Source organism: Bacteroidales bacterium, assembly GCA_013314715.1.
GTDB lineage: Bacteria > Bacteroidota > Bacteroidia > Bacteroidales > GWA2-32-17 > Ch61.
Map to the genome: position 1 here is coordinate 17,438 of JABUFC010000029.1, position 24,684 is coordinate 42,121.

Sequence of the window (24,684 nt, forward strand, 5' to 3'; positions counted from 1 at the left end):
CTTACCTCATTATAGTTATTGGTCCGGTAATGGGATCGGGATAAGCCTCATCATGTAAATTGATGATGTAGTAGTATGTTCCGCTAGGTAAATCTTTCCCTTTATATTTCCCGTTCCATCGTTCTGAAGGCGGATAACCTTTGCTGTAGTATAATTTTTCGCCCCAGCGATTATAGATATAAACTTCGCAATTGGGGAATAATTCTATTAAATCAATTACCCATTCATCATTTATACCATCACCATTAGGAGTAAAGCCCGAAGGTATTCGTATCTTTGGTATAACGGTAATTGTTACAGAATCTATTACTGTACAACCATTAACATTAGTAGCAAGTAAATAATACGTTGTGGTTTCTAACGGGTGAGCAATCGTAACTGCACTCGCAGAATCTTCTAATCCTGTAGATGGAACCCATAAGAAAGTAGCATTCGCATCTGAACATGTTCCATTTAATGTAGTAGTATGATCGTATAAAATAGTTTGATTTGGTCCTGCATCTACTGTTATTTGCGGATAAACACCAATAGTAACCGAATCTACATCGAAGCAAATACTATCAAATACAGTAAAGTAATAAGTAGTTGTTATTGTTGGTTTAGCAAATGGGTTAAATACCGTACTATCACTTAATCCTGTAGAAGGAGTCCAGAAATAAACAGCCCCCCCAAATCCGAATATTTGAACAGAATCGCCGTAGCAAATAGTGGTATCGGTCTTGGCAGTAGCATGAACTACAATCATGGGCTGAACATTAACTGAATCTTGTTTTATACATCCATGAGCATCGGTAATGGTGTAGTAATAAGTTCCAGAAGATAAGCTATCAAGCTGTGTAAGTGTATCGCCGGTATTCCATAAAACCTGATAAGGTGGTGTGCCTCCATTTATGGTGAGGGTTACTGAACCATCGTTGCTACCTTGAGCACATAAAGAGGTAATAACAGATGTCGAATCGTTAATAGCTGTTGGTTGCGATACAATATACTTAATGCTATCCGCGCAATTATGAGCATCAGTCAACGTTGCTGTGTATAAACCTGCACACAATCCAGTAGCAACGGTATCAATTTGAGCATTGCTCCATAAAAGAGTATAAGGCATGGTTCCGCCTATTGGCGAAACGGTAACACTTCCGTTGCAATCGCCATAGCAGCGTATTTGAGTGCTATCTACAACACGTAAATATAAACTGTCGGGTTGTGTAATGGTAACCATTCTAACACGCGAACATAAACTATCGTCCGTTACGGTAACTAAATATGTACCAGCACATAAGTCAACAGCTTGAGCATTGTATTGAGCTGGGACCGTATTCCATTCGTATGTATATGGTATATAGCCATTCTGTGCTTGAGCTAAAGCCCAACCATCGCAACGTCCATAGCAAGTTACCATGCTCGAATCGATAATATGCAATTCTAAGTGCGAGGTATCGGTAATTTCAAACATCGAAGTTAAGCTACAACCATTTTGATCGGTTACGGTTACAAAATATAAGTTTGCACAAAGTGAATCAATAGTAGGTGTAGTAGCATTACCGGCATTGGCATCCCATTGTATCGTATAAGGAGGAGTACCACCGGTTACTAAAGCTGTAACTCTTCCACTACAATCGCCTCCGCAAGCAACTTGTAAAACATTGGTAAACGTTAACTGTAACGAATCAGGGTTCATCAATGTAAAATTAGCAACTGCCGAACACCCTCCTACACCTGTTACGGTAACTTCATAGAAACCTGCACATAATCCTACTAAAACGGAATCGGTTATACCATTATTCCATTGATAGTTATAAGGACCTAATGCCCCGTTGACCGTTACACCCAAACTGCCATTGCAATCGTTATGACAAAGCAAATTCTGCAAAACATTAATACTTACAGTCATCGTTCCCGGATCAATAATAGTAACACTATCACTTACCACACAATTATTGGCATCGGTAACAGTATAATAATACGTTCCAGAACATAAACCTGAAGCAATCGAATCGGTTTCACCGATAATAGACCATTGATAAGAAATATAAGGTGGAGTTCCACCCGTAGGAGTTAAAATAATACTTGCATCGCATAATCCTGGACATGAAATCGGAACAATCGAATCGTTTACCGCTAATACATCCGCATCGGTAATATCTACCATAGCAACACGTGAACAAAGGCTATCATCGACTACTGTAACAAAGTAAGTCCCTACACATAAACTTGTTGCGATAGAATCTGTTTGAGCGGGTGTTGTACTCCACAAGAATGTATAGGGAGGATAACCACCCGTAACACTAGCCGTAGCAGACCCGTCACAAGATCCAGCACAACTAATATGATGAATATTAGTAATATTAATAACTAAATTCGATGTGTCTATTACGCTTACAGACCCCACCTTTGTACAACCATTTCCGTCAGTAACGGTTACAAAATAAATATTTACACCCAAAGAAGTTGCTGTAGCCGTAGTTTGATTTGCTGCGTTAGCATCCCATTGATAGGTATATGGAGCGGTACCTCCCGTAACTGTAACCGTTGCTGTTCCATTTGTTCCACCACACGATGCAGCTGTTGAACTAAACAACAAATTAAGAGAATCGGGTTGTATAAATTCAATGGAATCTACTACCTGACAAAGATTAGCATCGGTAACAGTTAAATAAACCCAACCGGCACATAAACTATCAGCCGTAGCAGCATTGTCGCCATTCGACCATGCAAACGAATAAGGCAAGGTTCCACCCGAAATAGTAGCAGTAGCCATTCCGTTGCATGTTCCATAACATGAAATCGCTTGTGTTATTGCCAACGATGATGTAAGTTGGGGAGGATTAACTAAACTTACTGAATCAGTTACAACACAACCATTAGCATCGGTAATAGTAACATGATAATTGCCGGCACATAACCATTGTAATGTATCATTATGCGAAAGGAACGAATCGTCCCAATCAAAAACATAAGGAGCTGTTCCGCCATAAGGGAAAGATGCTACAGCACCATTACAATCGTTAAAACAAGAAATTGACTGTAAAACATTAATCGAATCTTGTAAGGCAGGAGGATTAGTCAAAGTTATGGTTGCCCAACGTTTACACAAACTATCGTCAGTAAGCGTTACCGTATAACTTCCGGCACAAAGATTTATTTGATTGGCTTGTGATGGTAAACCATTATCCCAAGCATAAGTGTAAGGTGGATAACCTCCACTTCCACCAACCGTTATGGCACCATTGCATTGACCAAAACATAAAGGATTTTGTAGTAATAATGTATCGATTTTCAAGTTCGACGTATCTATAATAGAAGCAGTTCCTACCTTTATACAACCATTGGCATCGGTAACCGTAAACGAATAAATATTAGCACACAACGAATCAACAATTGGAGTGGTAGCATTACCTGCATTAGTATCCCATTGATATGAATAAGGAAGCGTTCCTCCAAGTACAAAAACAGAAGCAATACCCGAACAATTTCCACTACACGAAACAGGAACGGTATTTACAATAATGGATAAACTATCGGGCTGACTAAGTTCAATCGAATCCACACGAGTACAATTATACGCATCGGTAGTTGTTACAAATACCCATCCTGCACATAAGTTAGTTGCTAAATTGCCACTTGCACCACTCGACCATGCAAAAGAATAGGGAGATGTTCCACCACTCGTGCTCACCTGAACTTGACCATCGCAACTATTGTAACACGATATAGCTTGCGTTATAGATAAACTGCTCAATAAAACATCCGGTTCGGTAATGGTTACCGAATCAATTCGTACACAACCATTGGCATCGGTAATGGTTACGTAATAAGTAGCGGCACACAAACCAAAAATTGTTTGTGCTGTACTTCCTGTTTGCCACAATAATATATAAGGAGCAGTTCCTCCATATGGATATACTGTTACAACAGCATTACAATTACCATTGCAACTTATCGGATTATCAATTGTAATAGAATCTTGTAATATGGGAGGATCTACTAAAGTTATCATCATAGAATGAGAACATAAACTATCGTCATAAACGGTAACAGAATAAACGCCCGCGGGTAAATTTATACGAATAGAGTCAGTAGTAGCATCTTCCCAAATATAAGAATATGGAGGGAAGCCTCCTATTCCAGTTACTGTAATCGCTCCCGTTGAATCGCCATTACACAAGGGGTTGTTTTGCGATACAATTAGAACATTCAAATTCGATGTATCTGAAATTTGAACAGTATTAACATTAGAACATCCATTCGCATCGGTTACAGTTACATCGTGAAATCCGGCACAGAGGTTAGTAGCGGTCGCAGTTGTTTGACCACCAGCCGATACTGACCATTGATAAGAATAAACACCTGTTCCACCTATTACCTGAGCCGTTGCCTGACCTGAACAATCGCCATGACAATTAACTTGCGTTACATTAATAAAACTGATTTGAATACTATCGGGTTGTGTTATCTCTATTGAATCAATTGTAGAACAACTATTTGCATCTGAAATAGTAACATATAACCATCCAGCACAAACATTCGAAACTGTGCTTCCAGAGGCTAACCCAGCTGACCAAGTATAAGTATATGGAGCTGTTCCTCCCGAAATTACATCTTGTACCTGAGCGGTACATTGTCCGTAACATAAAATAGACTGAGTTTGAGTTAATGTACTTAGTATTTGACTCGGCTCAGTTATAGTAATGGAATCAGTTTTTGTACAACCATTTCCATCACTAATAGTAACATGATACGTTCCCGCACATAAATTATTAACGGTAGCCGTTGTAGAATTTGCAGGATCGTCCCATTGATAAGTATAAATTCCTACTCCATCATATGGGTGAACTGTTATTATTGCATTGCAAACACCAAAACACGATATAGATTGATCAAGAGTAATTGAATCATTCACAGGTGCCGGATTAACCAGTGTAAACGATGTAGAACGCGAACAAAGGCTATCATCATAAATAGTAACATTATATGTTCCGGCAGCTAGATTTATTTGATTTGCTTGTGGTGGCAAACCATTGTCCCATTGATAGGTATAAGGTGGAAAACCTCCACTCCCACCCACCGTGATGGCACCATTAGCTTGTCCAAAACATAGAGGATGCTGTAATAAAAGCGTATCAAGCTCTAAATTAGATGTATCTTTTATTTCAAATGTTCGAGTAGCCGTACAACCCAATTGGTCGGTAACTGTAGCAAAGTACAAACCAGCACAAAGGTTAGTCAAGCTATTACCAATTCCAACATTGGGATTCCATGTATAGGAATAAGGAGCCACACCGCCATTTCCTGTTACCTGCAAAGTTCCGGTACAAGCACCATTACAAGCCACATCGGTTTGAGAAACTAAATCAAGCGTCAGTAAAGATGGTTCGTTTATCGTAACAGGGTTTGCCACAATAGTACAACCAAGATTATCGGTAATAGTTACGGTATAAGTTCCTCCACTTAAACCATTGAATATATTAGAAGCCTGATTCCCAGAACCTATATCATACAAATAAGGAGCAACACCACCGGATACTGTAACCGTAATCGTTCCATTTGCACTTCCATTACAAGGAGTAACATCTGTTCCGCTCACGTTATCAATTACAAGTAACGAAGGCTCAGTAATAGTAATAGGTGCTCCTATCAATTGACAATTATTAGCATCGGTTATAGTTGGAGTATAAGTACCTGCTGCTAAGCCGCTAAACGTATTGCTTACCTGATTTCCAGTTCCAATATTATATTGATAGGGTGATGTTCCACCACTTACAAAAATAGTAATACTACCATTATTTGAAGCATTACAAGGTTGCTCATTTGTAACCTGAGTGGAATCAATAACTAATGCAGGAGGTGCACTAAAAGTAGTCGAACCTGTTGCTGTACAACCATTATTATCTGTAACAGTTACATTATATGTATCGGCACATTTATTCGAAATAATGGGACCATTATCACCTACATTAGGTGACCATGTATAGGAATAAGGAGCCTGCCCGTTTTGCACTAGTACAACAGCTCCACCTGTGCAATCACCATTACACAATATTGTGCTAGTTTGATTTATTGTAACAATCATGCTTATACCATTGTCAATAATAACTGAATCAACCGCTGTACAGCCATTATCCTCAGTTACAGTAACTTTATAAGTACCAGCACATAAATTGGTTATGGTTTGAGTAGTAGCACCATTAGACCAATTATAAAGAATTGGAGCAAAACCATTGGTTGTATGAACCGTAGCCGTTCCGTTGCAAACACCGCTACACGAAGCATCCGTTTTTGAAATAGAATCAATGGTTAAGTTAATATCTATAATCGTTACACAAGTAGAAGCTGTACAATTATTTGCATCAGTAATTGTTACGCAGTAATTTCCTGCACATAAGTCCGTTATGGTTTGCGAAGTAGCTCCATTTGACCACATGTAACTATAAGGAGCTTGTCCTCCTTGTGGACTAACGGTTGCCGTTCCATTGCAATATTGCGAAGGATATAAGCTTGCAGCAAAATTAACCTGCCACCAAAATACCCAACCATCATCAATTTGCCAATTATCACAAATTTCCATTTTCCATGTACCATTTAATGGGCAACCCACCAATGAAGTTAAAGCATTTTGAGGTGTTAAATAATTTAAATGATTCGTAACATCGGTAGGAGGTACCGGGCTTGTTTGTCCATCTAAAGTATTGAGTAATCCTTGCTGCGGATATATAGATGACCAACAATACGTCCATCCTGTACCTTGTCCACAGCCAGGTGGATTTGAAATACATGAATGACAATCTTGTTCATTTGCCAATCCAAGATAAGATCCTCCCGAATTGTCATAGCTATCAAGTACTACACTTTGACCATTGGGGCATATAATTTTAAACGATAAATCTCCGGCAAAAGAATGTTCCATATTTACACAAATAGACTCAAGCTGATTTGCATTTTGCAATGTTGCTGAGGGGGCAAATGCACTAATATCAACCGTAGTCTCATAACATTGTTGCGGACAAATAGGACCATCGGGCACATACATGCCACCCCCGAACACTCCGGTAGGAACACCTCCACATGACATCGAAGAGTCGGAAATAACTGCCGACAAAGCTGGAGGGGCTAATATTTCGGTAGAATCAACAGATGTACAACTATGAGCATCCGTAACGGTAACATAATTCCACCCAACACAAAGAGCTGTTGCGGTTGAAGTTGTTTCGCCATCACTCCACAAATACGAATAATTGGGTGTTCCTCCGCTTACCGAAACAGTGGCACTTCCCGAACATCCACCGCCGCAACTCATATTGGTTTGTGAAGTAATATCGGCAATTAATTGATTAGGCTGAGCAACAATTATGCTCAAAGCCGTTGAACAACTATTAGCATCGGTAACGGTTACATTATAGGTTCCTGCCGTTAAATTGCTCAAACTACTTCCATTACAAGGACAACTGGGACCTGTCCAAGTATAAGAATAAGGAGCGGTACCACCAGAAACGCTTAAATTAATAGTACCGTTATTCCCACCAAAGCACAAAACATCGGTATGGGATTCGGTTACACTTAAAGCATTGGCAGGTTGTGTTATTACAATGCTCAAGGTTGTAGTACAGCTATTAGCATCAGTAACTGTAACATTGTAATTTCCTGCTGTCAAATTACTTAAACTACTGCCACTACACGGGCAACTCGGACCTGTCCATGTGTAAGAATAAGGAGCTGTGCCACCCAATACAGTTAAAGTAATACTACCATTATTCCCACCATAACACGAAACATTCGTATGCGATTCGGTAACACTTAAGGCATTGGCAGGTTGCGTAATTACGATACTCAACGTTGTTGAACAACTATTAGCATCGGTAACCGTCACATCGTATGTCCCCGCCGTCAAGTTACTTAAACTACTTCCATTACATGGACAACTGGGACCTGTCCATGTGTAAGAATAAGGAGCTGTGCCACCCGATACAGTTAAAGTTATACTACCATTATTGCCTCCAAAACATGAAACATTGGTATGGGTTTCGCTTACAGCTAAAACCGATGGTTCTGTTATGGTTACTGAATAGGTTTGAGTACATAAACTAACATCGGTAACGGTAACGGTATAAACACCCGGTTGTAAATTTGTTAAATCTTCAGTATTGCATGGACAACTAGGACCCGACCACTGATACGTATAAGGCGGATTACCATCGCTCACCGTAATATCAATAGAACCATTGTTCAATCCATTACAAGTAACGTTTTGATGCACATCTGTAATAACAATAGGATAAGGTTGTGTTATTTCAAACGAAGTATCCTTTGTACATCCAAGTGCATCTGTTACAGTTAAATTATAAGTACCTAAACACAAATTTACAATATCTTCATTGGTTGAACTAAACGAGGGTCCTGTCCAATTATACGAATAAGGTGCAACACCTCCATTCACGGTAATATCAATAGAACCATCACAAGAACCGTTACACGATACATTTAATATAGAAGCAGTAAGTATAATATTTGAATTTTCGTTAATAACTACACTCAGCGTTTTTGAACAAGAGGATGCATCGGTTACAGTCACATTATAGTTACCAGCATACAAATTTGTAATATCTTCTGTAGTATTGGTATATCCATTTGGACCCGACCAATTGTATGTAAGTGGGCTTGTATAAGTGCCCCCCACCGTTAAATCGATGCTACCATTATTGAGACCATGACAAGTTACGTCAATATGGGTTTCGGTTAAATTCATTCCAGCTGGGTCGGTTAAGTTGAATGTTTGCGATTTGGTACACCCCCTAGAATCTGTAACCGTTACTGTATAACTTCCGGCACACAAATTTGAAATATTTTGCGTTGTTTGTCCACTACTCCAAGCGTAAGTATAAACAGGGGTGCCACCATTTACATTCAAATTGATAAAGCCATTACAATTTCCGCTACAAGTAGGATTTTGAACAAAAGCATTGATGTTAATATCAGGTGGAGAAACAATCTGAAAACTTCGGGTTCGTGTACAAGAATTACCATCTGTAACTGTAACATAGTAAAAACCCGCACAGAGATTGATTAAATCTTCACTATTACTTGTAAAACCTCCAGGACCTGTCCAATTATATGAATAAGGCGATACACCACCTGTAACTGTTAAATTAATAGTACCCGTACATTGACCATAACAATCAACATTGGTAAGAGCTCCCGTTATCACAATTGCATCTGGCTCTGTTATATCAATAGACAAAGTAGTTGTACATGCTGCATTATCTGTAATGGTTACCTGATAGGTTCCTGCCGTTAAATTTGATAAACTACTTCCACTACACGGACAACTTGGACCCGTCCAAGTGTAAGAATAAGGAGCCGTACCACCACTAACCGTAAGGGTAATCGTGCCATTATTTCCACCATTACAAGTAACATTGGTATGCGATTCGGTAACATTGATAGCTGCCGCAGAATTTATGGTTACTGATAATGTGGAAGTACACGAATAAGTATCGGTAACAGTTACAGCATAGTTCCCTGCTTCTAAATTAGTAATATCTTGTGTATTAGCGGTAAAGCCATTTGGACCTTGCCAATTATAACTATAAGGAGCGGTTCCTCCATTTACAGTTAAATCAATAGAACCGGTAGCTGTTCCAAAACAACCAACATCGACATGTGTTTCAGTTAAGACAATGGCTGAGTTTTCGGTTATAGTAACAGGTCCACCCGTTACCGTACAGCCATTATTATCCATAACAGTTACTCCGTAAGTACCTGCTGCTAATCCATTAAATGTATTCCCAACAAAATACCCCCCACCAATATCGTAAGCATAAGGAGGGTTGCCTCCTGAAGCATAAATGGTTAAACTACCAGAGCCTCCGTTACAAAAAACCGGGGTGTAAGAAATAGAATCAATAATCAAAGCTGGCGGAGCTGTTATATCAAAAGAAAAATCTTTTGTACAACCCATATCATCGGTTACGGTAACAGTATAGGTGCCTGCACATTTGTTTGTAATATTAGCTGTAGTTTCGCCCGACGACCAGCTATAATAGGTATTACCTTGGGCATTAGTAACATAATAAATGCTAATACCACCATCACATTTCCCGTTACAACTTTCGTTAAACACTTCATAATCGCCTTCTTCTATCGACATTTGAGCCGGAGCCAATATATATATATTTCCAACCGTAACCGTTGAATTATCGTTATCGCGAACTCTAATAGTATAAGGTGCTGATGAACCACACAAGCCCGAAATAGTATAAGGAAAATCACTTGCTTGAAGGTTATTAAAAAAAACGAAACCACCGCCTAAATCAGGTGGTTTGGTCAATCTAATATTTACAGGATAAGTTGGAGTACCCGTTAAGGAAATGGTTATGCTTCCATCGCAGTTACCAAAACAACTCACATTTGTAATATTATCGATAGAAACCCCAAAAGAACCTTTTGCATCTTTAAGAATATTTTCGTCAGTTGGGTCATTATATATAACCTGATAATCGTTTATGCTAACCTTTTGCTGACCTATTACCAACAAATTGCTTATTAGTAATAATGCGAAAAGAATTATTTTCCTCTTGTCCATATTGGCAAAAATTAAGTAAATGCTTTTACGGATATTATTAAAATATGTTACTTCTTTTATCTTCACGTTTCTTCATCTTTATAATTAGACGTAAATCGATTGTATTTGGTTGCCCTTACTATCCATAGAAAGCTATCTTTTTCAACCGTTCCTGTTCGACTATTTCTATCTCCTTACCATTTATTTTTATGAGTTTTTCTTTTCTAAATTCAGATAATGTACGTATTACATTTTCAGTTGTCATACCAATTATCTCACCTATTTCTTTTCGCGATACCGGTAGTTCAAAAACATTTTTTTTATAAATATTCTCAGCAAATTCTAAAAGTACATATGCTATACGACCTCTTAAATTCTTACTATTGATAATCATAAACCGCTCAATCAATTCATTCGATGCCTTCGTAAGTTTCGACACAAAATCATAAGCAAATTCACCGTTTGTAAGTATAAGTTTTTTAATTTCTTTTAGTGGAATAAAACAAATTTCAGAATCTTCAATCGCAGTTAAATTATACAATCCATTCTGCTCATTAAATATTGTCAATAAACTTATTTTATCAAAGGGTTTAGCAATGGATATAATTTGACTTTTACCATCGGGTAAAATAGTAAAATATTTTACCAATCCCGATTTTATATAGATTAAATCGGTAATAACATCGTTAGAAGTGAATATAACCTCACCTTTTTTAAAATGTCGTTCTTTCTTTATAACACAAAGACTTTCAACTTCTGATGGTTTAATATTTTCGAAATACAACGACCTTACGATACAATGCTCACATTCACAGCGTATTGAATTTGATATACCATCTTTTTTTTCAATTTCACTCATATGATAACTATCATAATATGTTCTGTATCATACTTAAATATAATAAGCAACGCAAAGATATAAACTAATTTTGCATAAACTAAAAACAGACGAAAATATGAAAAAAATAATCATTTTAGGTGGGGGTACCGCCGGAACTATGATGGCAAATAAATTAAGAAAAGCACTAGACCGCGAAGAATGGAAAATTACTATCATCGATAAACATAAAACACACTATTATCAACCTGGTTTTTTATTTATTCCGTTTGGTATTTATTCAAAACAAGACGTTATGAAGCCCAAAATGGATTTTTTCCCCGCCGGTGTTGAAGTATTATTTACAGATGTTCAAAAAATTGATGCCGATAACCATCAAATTATTTTGCCAGACGACACACATTTGAAATACGATATATTAATTATTGCTACAGGAACGCAAACACGTCCCGACCAAACGCCAGGTTTAAAAGAATCACTTTGGTATCAAAAAATATTCGATTTTTATACTATCGAAGGAGCATTGGCTTTACGCGAATTTTTAAAAAAATGGGAGGGTGGTACATTGCTCATAAACATAGCCGACATGCCCTACAAATGTCCCGTTGCTCCACTTGAGTTTGCCTTTTTAGCAGATGAGTATTTTACTAAAATCGGAATTCGAAATAAAGTAACCATTAAGTATGTAACCCCACTTTCGGGAGCTTTTACAAAACCACGTGCTACTAAAATGTTGAGCGAACTTTTAACAGAAAAAAACATTGAAGTAATTCCTGATTTTTACCTCGAGCGAGTAGATAACGAAAAACAATGCATTGTTTCGTACGATGGAAGAGAATTACCGTTCGATTTATTAACGATTGTACCGGTTAATATGGGTGACGAACTCATTGCCCGAAGCGGTTTAGGAGATGACTTAAACTATGTTCCAACCAACAAGTTCACCTTACAAAGCGAAAAATACGAAAACATATTTGTAATAGGCGATGCTTCTAATATTCCAACATCAAAAGCCGGCTCTGTTGCACATTTTTCGGGCGAAATACTCTTCGAAAACTTAATGTCGTATATCGAAGGTCGTCCCTTACATGCAAAATTCGATGGACATGCCAATTGCTACATCGAAACCGGTTTTGGCAAAGGCTCACTCATTGACTTTAATTACGAAACAGAACCACTTCCCGGCACATTCCCTTTACCAGGAGTGGGACCTTTTGGTTTATTAAAAAACACCAAAACCAATCACTACGGTAAAATTATTTTCCGTTGGATATACTGGCATATCTTGCTGCGTGGAAAAGAAATGCCTATCGAACCCCTTATGACCATGGCAGGTAAATGTAAAAAATGTTAAGCTATGAGTACAGAACTAATGCAACAACAGATAACCGAGCTCAATCAGAAAGTTGATTTGCTGCTCGAGTACATCAACGAACAACGCCAAAAACGTCAAGTTTTAGACGATTTAGCAGACGATTTATATCGAATAGGTAACGATGCATTCAAAACTGCCGTTAAAGAATTTGACGACCGAGGCATTGAACTAGATATGGATCAACTTAAAATGATGCTCTTTAAATTTATACGAAACATCGAAACCTTTAACACACTACTAACGATGCTCGAAAGCATTACCGATTTAGCCAAAGATGTCTCACCTATTGTAAAAGAAGTAATTATTGATCTTACCCACGAAATGGAACGCCTCGAAAATGCAGGAGTTTTCGATTCTCTTAAAACCATTTTCAATAACATTTCTAATCCACAATTTTTAGAAACCATGGCTCACCTTACAACCGTCTTAGCCAATACCAAGCCCGATCCTGAACTCGATAATAAATCACTCTTTAAAATAATGAAAGAAATGCGAAGTCCTGAGGTTCGCAGAGGCTTATCGTACGGACTTAGAATAGTAAAAGAATTATCAAAATAAATGTTTAACAAATAAAAAATCAAAAAATTATGGCAACAAAAGTTTTAGCAGGTATTACCGTCGAAGTTACCGACGAAGGTTACTTAACCGATGCAAGCAAATGGACGCCCGAAATAGCTCACGCTATTGCAAGCGAAGAGGGCTTAAACCTAACCCCCAAACACATGGATGTATTAAACTACATTCGCGAAAAAGCCCTAAAAGGCGAAACCCTTACCATACGTGCTATTGGTAAATCTGGCATCGTTGATATTAAAGGATTCTATGAATTATTTCCCGGAGCTCCTTTGAAATTAGCTTCGAAAATAGCCGGAATTTCTAAACCTACTTCATGTGTTTAACCTAAAATAAAGCAACTATGCAAAAAGAAGAATTCCCTTTAAAAAAAGTTTGTCTCATTTGCGCCAAAGGCACCATAGAAGACGTATATGCAACATTGGTCATGGCTAATGGAGCCGTTATGGAAGGCATTGAGACAAAGGTATTTTTTACCTTTTTTGGTTTAGATGCCATCACCAAAAAGCAAATTAAAAAGATTCATACGGCTACGGTTGGTAATCCGGCACTTCGTATGCCCGGCGGACTTCCATTCCCGACATTACTTGGCATGTTGCCCGGAGTAGAAGCCGGCGTTTCGGCAATGATGAAAAGTCAAATGGAAAAACTTGATATTCCAACCATTCCCGAATTTTTAGAAATGATAACAGCTGGTGGTGGCGAAATATATGCTTGTAAGCTTGCCATGGAAATGTTTAAATTGAAAAAAGAAGACCTTGTAGATGAAGTTAAAGCGGTATTAACCGTCGGCGATTTTTATAACATGTGTGGTGGCCAAGGAACACAAATTATTTTTACTTAACCCTACAACCCACCGTCATACCGAGCTTGTCGAGTATAACCATTCACAAACCAAAATTAACATTAAGGCCATTATTCGACAAGCTCAGAATGACAAGCAAACAAGTAGTTCGGCTCGTCTCGTTATTATTTTAAAAACGGTTGTTAAATTTTTTAATAACCGTTTTTATTTTTTATTTACAGCAAAATTGTACTTTAGGTTTTCATATTTAACTAAATCGGCTTTTATACTACCCACCAACAAATCAAACTGAATACGTACGGGTAAAAAATTATTATCATTCGATATCCATATCGTTACGTCGTCTTGTGTGTCAAATATACGACCGGGTTCAACAACAGGCGAGAACTTTAAGCAATTCACTTTACCAAAATCGGTTTTAATAGTTTCAATGCCTTTATATCTAATTTGTAAAGTAAACATACCATCATCAAAATAAGTATCAAGAGTAATGATATCTCCTTGTTTTAGATTTTTAAAGTTATGATTTCGGGCATAATAAAAAGCCGATAAAATATCCATTGTATTTTCGGGCACTGATACTTTACCTTTTCTTTTACTTATAACAGTATTATCTCTACGGTTAAATAAAACTTCATCATAGTACTTATAGGTATCTTCAGAGATATTACGAATAGCCTTTACAGGCAAATCGGTTTCTTTGTCAACAAATGTTTCGTACACATCTCTAACTTTAAATAATTTATCAGCAAGTCCAGTTGAATAACCCGAAGCAACAGCATGAAAATATTTTTTACCATTCATTTCGAAATCGGTTAATTTAAGCATGGCATAACCACCATCAATAAAACCATAATGAACTAAATATTTAAGTGTTTCGCCATCTTTAAAGGCGATATGTTTCTCTTGTGCCCAAAGACTAACTGAATAAACAAAAAACAACAGCCACAAATTAATATTCTTCATAAACAATTATTTTTTATTCGTTATTGCCTATATATTTATGGTCGATAATATAAACGTTATTCATAGCTGTTTCAAATTTAATACCATTTTATATTAGTTTATTCTTTACAGAAGTTCCGGCCATAAATTCTTTTAAATAAAAAGGTTCAAAATAGGCCACATCGACAAAATGTTGATTGTTGTATAAAGTATACGATAAAGAAGCCATCGCCGAAGCATAAGGTAATATATTCGAAACAAAATAATAATTAGGATATTTAGACTGTGCAAGTGTACGCCATTTTTCTAGTCCACTGCCAATAAAATAAATTTTTTGGTGTTTATACGACTCAAAAGAATTTTCGTTGAGTATCAAAGATGTAACAGACATAATTGGTTTTAGAGAAGAATCGTATATCGCTGTATAAACTTCCATTCTACGAGCGTCAATCATAGGACAAATAAGTGCATCATTATCAATACTCTGATTTTGAAGGAACTGCATTCCATATATCATTAAAGTATCAACTGCTAATAGAGGAATATGATTAGCATAACACAAGCCCTTTGCAAATGCAACTCCTATTCTTAAGCCCGTATATGAACCAGGACCTTGACTAACAGCAATTGCTTTTAATTGAGATGGCTTTATAGAAGTTTCTTTGAGAATTTGATCGGTTAATATTGCTAATTTTGTAGAATGACTATTTTTCTCACTACTTTCTTTGTATGCAATTATCTCCTTATTTTTAGATAGTGATACAGAACAAATTTCGCCCGATGTTTCAATATTTAATATAAAGGTCATTTCTTTTTAAAATCAAATTTATTTTCAACAACTTTCACTTTGTCATTATGCTTTAACTTTTTACTTAAAATATTAAAAGGACCGGTAACAATTTTATCTCCTTCTTTTAAGCCTTTAATAATGTGAATCCATTCATCATCCTGAATTCCAGTTTCGACAGGAACTAATTCAACCGTACCTTCTGATTTTAAACGGAAAACACATTCTATTTGCTTTTTCTTTTCTGTATTAGGTTTATAATTAGAATCTATTTTGCTGATTATAGAATCTAAACGTGTTGTAACAGCTTGAACCGGAACTGCTAAAACATTTGATTGAATTTTAGTCCGAATATCAACTGTTGCAGACATTCCGGGTCTAAATGGATATTTGTTTTCGACAGTTAAAGCCTGATATGATTCTGGTAATATTCTAATTTTAACTTCATAATTGGCTACTTGATCGGTATTAACACTTGTAGTTAAAGACGAAGAACTATTAGATGAAGAATTTGCAATAGAGGTTACAATGCCTTTAAAAATCTTATTAGGATAAGCATCTACATCAATAAATGAAGTATCTCCCATATGTAGTCGTACAATATCATTTTCGTTAACATTAACAACTACCTCCATAACATTAAGATCGGCAATCCGCAACATTTCAGTACCAGCCATCTGCATAGTACCAACAACACGTTCGCCAAGCTTAACATTTAGCTTTGACACGGTGCCATTAGTGGGAGCATAAATGTTAGTTTTTACTAAATTAGCATTGGCTTCGTTTAGTGAAGCTTCTGTACTTTTTACCGTAAACTCAGCTGCCATAACATTTTGGCGTGCTGCCTCAACGTCGGCTTTTCCCATTTTATATGCAGCAAAGGCATTATCGTATTCTGCTTGAGAAATGGCACCTTGTTCAAATAATTTTTTATTACGCTGAAAAGTTAACTCTGTTTGAGCAAATTGAGCCTCCACTTGAGCTAAACGTGCTTTGGCATTCCCTAAATTTGCTTTAGCCGATTCGAGCGAAGCTTCCATTCGTTGTAGCGACGACAAATATACATCGGGTTTAATTTTTGCCAATAATTGACCTTTTTTTACTTCGTCGCCCTCTTTTACATTGAGTTCTACTATTTCGCCCGAAACATCAGAGCTAATTTTTACTTCCATTTCGGGTTGAATTTTACCACTTGCTGTTATTAACTCTACAATAGTTTTACGCTCTACTTTACCAATGGTAACTTCTAATGAATCATTTCGATTTACTAATCCAATTTTTGGACCCAATACGGCAAGCAAAATTAAAATTATAAAAATAATAGTTGTCCATCGCCATATTTTTTTTATCTTCATAACCTAAAGTTTAAAAGGTTTTCCACTATAAAAATCAATAATTTTCAATTTAAAGATGTACTCATATTTCGATTTTATTACTTCTGATTGAGCACGAATTAAGTTTGTTTTTGCAAGATTATAATCGTATGTGTTGGCTAACCCAACATTAAATTTTTGTTCGGTATATTTAAAAGTCTCTGTTGAAGCACGTTCAGCTTTTTTTGCTGCCATATATTTTTTATATGCAGCAACGGCATCATAATATACTTGACGAATGTCTTTTATCAGTTGCTTATCGGCCATCTCGTATTGATATTTGGCATTTAAAGCATTTATTTTGGCTGAGCTAATAGTATAATTGGCTTGCCAATTATTAAATATCGGAATCGTTAAATTTATAGTTAAAGATTTGCTTACATTGTCTTTTAGTTGTTGATTAAAATCGGTTGTTTTATAATTATATTTCATATTGTATGAATATACAGGGTACTGATTACCACTACCATCAATCGTATAGCCTGATACATATGGATTATCTAATGAAATGTCAGTAATACTTTTACGTTGCGATGAATAGCCCGTAGCATAAGAACCGCCCAAGCTTATTCGCGGACTTCGATAGCCACGAGCAGCAGCTAATCCTTTTTCGGCAGCTAGCATTTTGTACTCAAAGCTTTTAATATTAGGTAAATTGCGTTTAGCTTCTTCGTAAATTTGTTGAGGACTTATAACAGAAAATAATGTATCTGGCTCTGGTAATAGTGGTTTTTCGATATCGATAGAATCAGCGATCCCTAAGTCTAGCATTTGAACTAAATTTAATTTTGCTAAATCAAGTGCATTTTTTGCCGACACACATTGCATTTCGTCTGATGCCAACTGCGACTCCATTTCGAGGTAAGTACTTTGTGCTAATGAACCCGCATGAAATAGCTTTTTTGTCCTTTCGACCTGTATTTGCGATAATTCCTTTTGTTTTATTGCTACTTGATACAATTCATCTGATAATAAAATTTGCAAATACAAGGAAGCAACATTTAAAACTATATCGTTTCTAACTTTTTCATAATCCATTAAACTAGCCTGAAGATTAAAATAACTCTGTTTTAAATTATTAACATTTTGAAAACCACTAAATAAATTCCAATTGGCTGAGATGGAAAAATTATTAGATTGCACATTGCTTTCAGCAAATTCATTAGTAAGTGGATCTATTGAATGTCCAACCGTATAACCCTGATTGGCATTAGCATTTAATGTTGGAAAAAACATGGTTTTATTTTTTAAATACCCGGCCTCGTTCGATTTTTTAGAAAGCTCTTGCATTTTTATTTGCAAGTTATTTTCTATTGCATATAAAATACATCGCTCCAATGTCCATTTTTCCTGAGCATAAAAAAATTTAAAGCTAAGAATAAATAAGAACAGCAAAATAATTTGCTTCATATATTCAAAATTTTGTGCATAAAGGTAACGAATAAATGAACAATGTGTATTAATTTAAAAAAAATACACTTGAATTTACTTAGAATCCATTACGAAAATATAAAGATTCGAAAGAGAAGTATTTTATTTTCTATCAAGTGGTAATGAATAACGACGTATTCCGTCGAATTGGCAAAAAGCATTAGCTACGGCAGCTGCGGTTGGTACTAAACCTATTTCGCCCAATCCTTTGGCTCCATAGGGACCCACAGGATCGGTTACCTCAACGCCAATTACTTTTATTTCGGGTGTTTCGTGTGCTCTTAACACACCACAATCACGTAGTTTATAGCTTAATGGATAGCCGTCTTTCATTGGAAAATCTTCGGTCAAGGCATAACCTAAACCCATATGCACAGCGCCTTCTATCTGTCCTTCGAACAACACAGGGTTAATTATTTTACCCGCATCGTGGGCTGCCACTACTTTGCTAATTTTTCCTTGTTCGTCGAGCAAAACAATCTGTGCTGCATAGCCATAAGAATAATGTGTTGCAGGATTCTCAACCGGGGTGCCGGGTTTAACCGTCCATGTACATTCCCAACGAGCCTGATAACGATGTCCAACGATGTTGTTTAACGATTTTCCATTTAAATCGGCTCGAATGGTTTTGGCAACTTCGCGAATAGCATTACCCAAAAGCACCGTTGCTCTCGACGAAGTAGTCATACCGGTTTTAATATTAGCAGCCGTATCTACTCTTACTTCAACGATAGAAGAATCGATTCCTGTTTCCTCACAAAGTATTTGAGCTGCTACCGTATGTATGCCTTGTCCCATTTCGGTCCAACCATGATGTAATACAACTTTTTCGGGCGATACAATTTCTACTATAACATCGGAATAATCAACCATACCATTGCCAATACCACTATTCTTTATAGCAGTTGCAATACCACAATATTTTGCTTCTTGGTAAAAAGGTTTTATGGCTTCGAGGCAAGCACGAATACCTACTCCTCTAACTTTATCTCCAGTTGCTGTTGACAAACCATCTATGAGTGCATTATCGTAACGAAACTGCCAACGATCGAATCCACCCTGCTTGCAAAGCTCATCTACACAAGCCTCTAAGGCAAAAGCCACTTGATTCGCACCAAATCCCCTCATTGCTCCACATGGAACATTGTTGGTATAAACTGTTTTAGATTCTAAATCAATTACCGGCACATAATAACCACCGGTTGCATGACCGGCAATACGTTCCATTACCTTATTCCCAACAGAAGCATAAGCACCCGTATCGCCCACAGCTCTGAGCTTCATGGCGGTTAACTTGCCTTTTTCGTCGCAAGCCAGGGTCATATCCATCCAAACCGGATGGCGTTTGGGGTGCATGCGCATGCTTTCTTCGCGAGTTAAGGTAAGTTTAACCGGTTTTTGCAATTTATACGCAAAAAGCGAAACATGCCCCTGAACCGTGATGTCTTCTTTGCCACCAAAGCCACCTCCATTCGGCACTAAAACAACTCGCACTTTTTCTTCGGGCAAATTTAATAGTTGAGCTACCTGCCGACGGTCTTCGTAAACTCCTTGTCCTGATGAATACAATAAAATACCATCTTCTTGTGGCAATGCCAAAGCCGATTCTGTTTCGAGAAAAGCATGCTCAATACGTTGTGTCTGAAAAATACCATGAAATTTATACGGAGACTTAGCTATAACCTCATCAGCATTTCCTTGTTTTAAAATACAATTATCTAATAAATTCGATTTTCCTTCGTGCACTTGTGGAGCATTTTCTTTCAATGCTTCGTGAACATCGGTTACAGGTGTCAAAACATCGTAGGTTACCTTTATTTTACTTGCTGCTTGCTGAGCATGTTCTCTGGTATCAGCCACTACTCCTGCTAATACATCGCCAATATAATGCGTAGTTTCACCTTCGTCTATCATCAATGGCCAGTCGTTAAAAATAAGCCCTGTGATTTTATTTCCTGGAATATCTTTAGCCGTAAAAACTTTAATAACGCCCTCGGATTTTTCTGCTTGCGAAACATCGATTTTCAAAACTTTGGCTCTAGGATAATCGGAAAATCGCAATGCTCCATATAGCATTCCCTCTATATACATATCGTTAACAAAAGGACGCTTGCCAATAGCCGTTTCGTAAGCTTCGTATTTGGGCAAGAATTTTCCAACACCCTTTTGTTTAAAATTCAAATGAGGTTCTTCGCCTTTTTGTATAAGTTCTGCCGAATAACTGATGGCTTGTTCTATTTTTTTATATCCGGTACAGCGACAAAGATGCCATTTCAATGCCTGACGAATTTCGTCAATGGTAGGATTAGGGTTTTCTTGCAACAACAATTTAGTACGCATTATAAAACCGGGCGTACAAAAACCACACTGAACGGCACCTTTCTCAACAAAGGCTTTTGCAATCAGGTCGCGAACATTTTCGGGTATTCCTTCGAGCGTATAAACATGGGCTCCCTCTAAACTTGCTATTTTGGTTACACAACTTAATTTTGCCTTTCCGTCAATCTCGACCAAACAAGCCCCACAAGCCGATTGACCGTTACAGCCGTCTTTAACAGATGTAATATGTTGGTCGTTTCGCAAATAATTCAATAACGTTTTATTGGCATCATCAGTAAATTCAATAAGTTTATCGTTTAAATAAAAGCGTATCATAACCGTTTATTTTAGTTGTAAAAAATGTTCAACAGCAGTCATTGTTGCTTCGACAGGCGAAGGCATTTGCAAAAGAGACTGTACAGCATTCAAATCTTTTAATCCCGAACCTGTAAGCAAGACCAAGACTTTTTCGCCCTTTTTTATCATTCCTTGGTTTTGCAGCCTTAAAAAACCTGCATAGGCTGTGCTTGCAGCAGGTTCAGAAAATATTCCAAACAACGAACTAAGTGCTTTAGATGCTTGTAATATTTCTTCATCGCTAACCTTTATTGCTAAACCGTTATACGTTTTAATAAACTTTCTAGCCATATAGAAATTACGTGGAATATCAACCGATATAGAATCGGCAATAGTTTTACTCGGTTTTGATAAAAAGGACTCTGAATTTAAATTATCAACTAAATTACTACTCCCTTCTGCTTGTACTGCAATAATTTGAGGCATTTGTGAAATAACCCCTAAAATAAGTAAATCTTCGAAGCCTTTATATACGCCCGAAATAATAACTCCATCTCCCACCGGAACCAATATTTTATCGGGAATTTCGCCATTCATCTGTTGAACTACTTCGAACGAAACCGTCTTTTTCCCTTCAATTGTTAATGGATTAAAGGCTGTATTTCGGTTGTAAAAGCCATATTTTTCGGTAACTGCGATACTTAAATCGAAAGCCTGATCGTAATTTCCTGCAACAGGTACAATTTGTGCACCATACATGATTATTTGTGTCAACTTAGCTTTGGGAGCCGCTGCCGGAACAAATATAATTGCTTTTTGCTTTTGAGCAGCGCAAATTCCTGCTAAAGACGAACCAGCATTTCCGGTGGAAGCAGCTACAATGGTTTGAATGTTGTTTTCTTTAGCATAAGCTGACACTATTGCCGATGCTCTATCTTTAAACGAAAAAGTTGGATTGAGGCTATCGTCTTTAATCATCAATTCACATTCAGCCAAGCGATGACGATATAAAGGTGTTTTCCCTACCCGTAAAACAGGCAAGCTTTTGTTCGATTGTATAGGAAGTAATGACAAGAAATCTTCTTCAATCAGCGAATTTAAAAGTTGGTCTCCCTTTTTTTTAATCGTATTATAATCATATAAAACTTTTAACACACCCAAGGGAGGTAAATCAGGCTTATTTTTAGGAGAACAATAAGGGCATAAATATTCAGTTTTTTCGGACTCAAATGTAAATCCACAATCGTTGCATTGATAAGTTAAACGAAGCATACCTTTTTTTAACAAAGGTAATACTTTTTACAAAACGTTTAACCTTGTTTTATCACTCCGGTTGTAAAATCGAGTTCAGAACCAAACAAACTATGAGGAATTAAATAAATAGCAAAGGTTATTAGCGATGCAAACAAAAACCAGCGTAAATTTTTATTTCTTCTATACATAAAAAAAGCAATAACCCACGCTAAAACACTTAATAAAACCTTATTATCGGTTAAATCGTAGCCAAATGGGAAGCCTGTCCAAAAAGCACCAAAAGCATATTTTTGAACCAATGGTCCAAAAACAAATCCACCAATAATTAAAAAAATAAGGGTAATTTTTGCCCAAAACATGGTATTGGCTTTTTTGGACAAAGATAAAATGCCCGTATAGTTTGAGAACAACATTGCACTAAAAATAAATAAAATATGTAAAATAAGAATCCACGCGGGCACCTCACCTTTAAAACGAATAACAATATCTTTATCCGATAAAACAAGCCACTGATTGTCATTTTGCAAATGCTTATAGTGAATATTATAAACATATTTACCGGCAGCCGGCAAGGAAGGTAACGTCCCAACCCATTGTTGGTGTTCAAATTTCATAGGTTGATAGGTAAGACTATCGTTCGTTTTATATTTTTTGAACACTAAATAGGCTTGATAGCCTTCTATAATAGGAGCTGTAATTTCGACATCACGAACTGTTTCGGCCGATCGAGTAAGTTTATATTTTACTTTTTGACCCGCAATTTCTTTTGTCCCTTTTAATGGATAAGTAGGTCTCGTCATTCGTTGAAAAACAGCTGCAGCCACCGTAATGATGGCTGCCAATATCCAAATCTTATATGGTTTCATCTGTAATTTTTTTTTTTAATAAATATCAGAATTTGTCTCGTCAAAATAACAAGATGACTATTTCATAACTTAATCTCTTCTCCCTAAAAAAATGGCGATATAGTAAAGCAAAGTAGCCAACGATGCCAATGCTGCAACTACATACGTGTAAGCAGCCCATTTCAAAGCGTCTTTTGCTTTGGGATATGTTTGCGAAGTGGTTATGCCACTATCGGTTAACCAAGCCAATGCACGCTGACTAGCATTTATCTCAACCGGAAGCGTTATAAAACTAAATAATGTAGTTGTAGCAAATAAAACAATACCTATCAACAATAAATATGGAAACGATTCTAATAATATTATACCTATTAATAAAACCCATTGAACCCATTGTGAAGCAAAGCTTACAACAGGAACTAAGGCCGATCGCATTTCGAGAAAAGCATAAGCACGAGCATGCTGAACGGCATGTCCACATTCATGAGCAGCTACAGCTGCCGCCGCAACATTACGTCCATTGTAAACATCGGGACTTAGGTTTACCGTTTTCGTTGCAGGATTGTAATGATCTGTAAGCTGTCCGGGTACTGAAACAACTTTAACATCGGAAATACCATTGTCGCGTAACATTTTTTCGGCGACTTCTTTACCACTTAAACCATAATTTACCGGAATGGTTGAATATTCGCGGAAACGGCTTTTAAGTTGAGCTCCTATGAGCCAACTAATGAGCATAAATACTCCAAATATAATCCAAATAGGTCCTATCATCATAGCTGTAAAATTTTTAGTTCAAAGATAAATCAAAAGTACGACCAAAAAAAGAATTATGACATTTTGTCAATAAATTTTGGCATTTTTTTAAATTTTTAAGATTTCGCATACTCTAATTCATTTTTTAAGATTGGGGGTATTTTACCCAAATTACGCAGTTTCAACTGCGTAATCAATTAAGAATTTGTAATTCAATTATTTTTACAATAATTGAAAAAAATTCTAAATCAGGATTTACCCAACTAAATCATATAGTTCGTCTCTTTCTAACTAATAACGAGACTCCTAATGAGAGTTCTTTGCAAGGCTATTAACATGCAAATATGTGATTGTTAATAACTTATTGATATTTATTATTATATTCCAGAAATAATGCTTATTTTGAGACCTTTGCAAAATTATATTATTTTTTTGATATATCAAAAATATTTGCCTAAAATTGAATTTTTAAGGTAATGATTCAAATTGCAGGACGATTTTATTCAAAAAAACATCTTTTTTAAAGCCAAA

General features: G+C 36.7%; 14 protein-coding genes. 4 read left to right on the plus strand and 10 right to left on the minus strand.

From position 1 onward, the window contains the following. Position 1 precedes the first annotated feature (1 nt). On the minus strand, positions 2-10,642 hold the full coding sequence (locus tag HPY79_08080; protein NSW45755.1) for a gliding motility-associated C-terminal domain-containing protein: 10,641 nt from the start codon (positions 10,640-10,642) through the stop codon (positions 2-4). A gap of 52 nt (positions 10,643-10,694) precedes the next feature. Next, positions 10,695-11,414, minus strand: a complete 720-nt coding sequence (locus tag HPY79_08085; GenBank protein NSW45756.1) for a Crp/Fnr family transcriptional regulator — start codon at positions 11,412-11,414, stop codon at positions 10,695-10,697. Between the two features lie 97 nt (positions 11,415-11,511). Here HPY79_08085 and HPY79_08090 point away from each other — a divergent pair, with 97 nt between their 5' ends. The 4 genes from HPY79_08090 to HPY79_08105 are packed head-to-tail and all read left to right on the plus strand — an operon-like array spanning position 11,512 to position 14,185. Further along, entirely contained in the window at positions 11,512-12,747 is a 1,236-nt protein-coding gene (locus HPY79_08090) for an NAD(P)/FAD-dependent oxidoreductase (GenBank protein NSW45757.1), read from the plus strand. Between the two features lie 3 nt (positions 12,748-12,750). Further along, positions 12,751-13,326: a DUF1641 domain-containing protein gene (locus tag HPY79_08095; GenBank protein NSW45758.1), complete on the plus strand. Its 576-nt coding sequence runs from the start codon at positions 12,751-12,753 to the stop codon at positions 13,324-13,326. A 29-nt stretch (positions 13,327-13,355) separates the two neighbouring features. Beyond that, positions 13,356-13,667 (plus strand): TusE/DsrC/DsvC family sulfur relay protein, encoded by a 312-nt coding sequence (locus tag HPY79_08100; protein ID NSW45759.1) that lies wholly within the window; start codon positions 13,356-13,358, stop codon positions 13,665-13,667. A 17-nt stretch (positions 13,668-13,684) separates the two neighbouring features. Continuing rightward, positions 13,685-14,185: a DsrE/DsrF/DrsH-like family protein gene (locus HPY79_08105; protein ID NSW45760.1), complete on the plus strand. Its 501-nt coding sequence runs from the start codon at positions 13,685-13,687 to the stop codon at positions 14,183-14,185. 165 nt (positions 14,186-14,350) lie between these two features. Here the strand turns inward: HPY79_08105 and HPY79_08110 are convergent, their stop codons facing one another. From HPY79_08110 to HPY79_08145, 8 genes are all read right to left on the minus strand, one after another. Next, positions 14,351-15,112, minus strand: a complete 762-nt coding sequence (locus HPY79_08110; GenBank protein NSW45761.1) for a DUF3108 domain-containing protein — start codon at positions 15,110-15,112, stop codon at positions 14,351-14,353. A gap of 88 nt (positions 15,113-15,200) precedes the next feature. Further along, positions 15,201-15,899, minus strand: coding sequence for a tRNA (adenosine(37)-N6)-threonylcarbamoyltransferase complex dimerization subunit type 1 TsaB (tsaB, locus tag HPY79_08115; GenBank protein ID NSW45762.1), 699 nt, complete (start codon positions 15,897-15,899; stop codon positions 15,201-15,203). Next, complete coding sequence (locus tag HPY79_08120; GenBank protein NSW45763.1) at positions 15,896-17,233, minus strand: efflux RND transporter periplasmic adaptor subunit; 1,338 nt, start codon at positions 17,231-17,233, stop codon at positions 15,896-15,898. Before HPY79_08120 ends, tsaB begins: the two co-directional genes overlap by 4 nt. Before the next feature lie 3 nt (positions 17,234-17,236). Continuing rightward, positions 17,237-18,661, minus strand: a complete 1,425-nt coding sequence (locus tag HPY79_08125; protein ID NSW45764.1) for a TolC family protein — start codon at positions 18,659-18,661, stop codon at positions 17,237-17,239. A gap of 123 nt (positions 18,662-18,784) precedes the next feature. Next, positions 18,785-21,337 carry a selenium-dependent xanthine dehydrogenase gene (gene xdh, locus HPY79_08130; GenBank protein ID NSW45765.1) on the minus strand — a complete coding sequence of 851 codons (2,553 nt, stop codon included), beginning with the start codon at positions 21,335-21,337 and terminating at the stop codon, positions 18,785-18,787. Between the two features lie 6 nt (positions 21,338-21,343). Continuing rightward, positions 21,344-22,570 (minus strand): threonine synthase, encoded by a 1,227-nt coding sequence (gene thrC, locus HPY79_08135; protein NSW45766.1) that lies wholly within the window; start codon positions 22,568-22,570, stop codon positions 21,344-21,346. Between the two features lie 38 nt (positions 22,571-22,608). Then, positions 22,609-23,418, minus strand: coding sequence for a hypothetical protein (locus HPY79_08140; GenBank protein ID NSW45767.1), 810 nt, complete (start codon positions 23,416-23,418; stop codon positions 22,609-22,611). A gap of 69 nt (positions 23,419-23,487) precedes the next feature. Continuing rightward, entirely contained in the window at positions 23,488-24,168 is a 681-nt protein-coding gene (locus HPY79_08145; protein NSW45768.1) for a zinc metallopeptidase, read from the minus strand. Between the last annotated feature and the right edge of the window lie 516 nt (positions 24,169-24,684).